Genomic DNA, 1,559 nt, shown 5'->3' on the forward strand with positions numbered 1-1,559 from the left:
CACCAGGATGCGGTCGGAAATGCCCATCACCTCCATCAGGTCGCTGGACACCACGATCACCGCAATGCCGCTGGCCGCCAGGTTATGGATGATCTGGTAAATCTCCGACTTGGCGCCGATGTCGATACCGCGGGTGGGCTCGTCCAGCAGCAGGACCTTCATCGGCATCGACAGCCAGCGGCCAAGAATGGCTTTCTGCTGGTTGCCGCCGGAGAGGTACAGGATCTTCTGCGCCGCGTTCGGGGTTTTGACCCGCATCGCCTGGATCTGCCGGTCGGCGTTAGCTTTCTCCCAGCCGTCGCGCAACAGCCAGCCAAAGGTGGAGTGCGCATCCCGGGCACTGATGTTGATGTTTTCAGCGACGCTGCCCAGCGGGATGATGCCTTCCTTTTTGCGATCCTCCGGGCACAGCAAGATACCGGCGGCGATGGCGTCGCGGGGTGAGCGCAATTGCAGGGCTTGCCCGCACAGCTGCAGGCTGCCGGCGCTGGTGCGCTCCAGGCCACTGAGCAGGCGAAACAGCTCGGTGCGCCCTGCCCCCACCAGCCCGAACAGCCCAAGGACCTCGCCCTTGCGCACCGCAAAGCTGATCGGCTCGCGCAGGCCCGGGCCGAGCAGGCCGTCTACCTTGAGCGCCACTTCGCCGTGCTCGCGCGGGCGGTAGTCGTAGATGTCCTGGATATCGCGACCGACCATGCAGGTCACCAACTGGTCGTGGGTCAGCGTCCTCATGTCTTCGAAGGTGCGCACGTAGCGACCGTCCTTGAACACCGTCACCGCGTCGCAAATACGGAACACTTCTTCCATGCGGTGCGACACATAGAGCACCACTTTGCCCTCGTCGCGCAGGCGCGCAATGATTGCCATCAGCCGGTCGATTTCCCGCGCCGACAAACTGCTGGTCGGCTCATCGAAGGCGATCACGTTGGCACCGCGGGACAACGCCTTGGCGATTTCCACCAGTTGGCGCTGGCCCAAAGACAGGCGCCCGAGCTTCTCGTCGGGGTCGATCTCATCGGCCAGGCCCTTGAGACATGCCAGCGCCTGCTGGCGCAGCACGCCGCGGTTGACCACACCGAAACGCGTCGGCAAGTGCCCGAGGAACAGGTTCTCGGCCACGCTCATTTCCGGCACCAGGTGCAGTTCCTGGTGGATCACCGCGACACCGTTGGCGATGCTGTCGGCAGCATTCTTGAACGCCATGACCTGCGCGCCGATCTGCACGCTGCCGCTGCTGGGAATGTAGGCGCCGCCGAGGATTTTCAGCAGCGTCGACTTGCCCGCACCGTTCTCGCCCATCAGGGCATGCACCTGCCCGGGGTGGGCGGTGAAGCTGATGCCGTCCAGCGCCTTGACCCCGGGAAAGGTTTTGCCGATAGCGTCAAAACGCAGGGCCGCAGCGGTCATTTCCACAACCCGATTTTGGTCAACTCTTCCTTGAAGTTCTCGCGGGTGATCAGGGTGACTTCGTCCATAGCCGTGTACTTGGGCGGTTCTGTGCCCTTGGTGACCCACTCGTACATCATCAGCGCGGTGTTGTAGCCCTCGATGTGCGGGCT

Annotated in this window: 1 protein-coding gene and 1 pseudogene; both read right to left on the minus strand. The window is 63.4% G+C overall.

The features are described 5' to 3' along the window. Positions 1-1,407 (minus strand): L-arabinose ABC transporter ATP-binding protein AraG (gene araG / locus FW800_RS27235; protein WP_446438859.1); only part of this gene is annotated, 1,407 nt, incomplete at its 3' end. Next, a pseudogene (locus FW800_RS27240) lies at positions 1,404-1,559 on the minus strand (arabinose ABC transporter substrate-binding protein); the annotation flags it as partial. The pseudogene FW800_RS27240 and the gene araG, both read right to left, overlap by 4 nt.

The organism is Pseudomonas sp. 910_23, assembly GCF_052850795.1.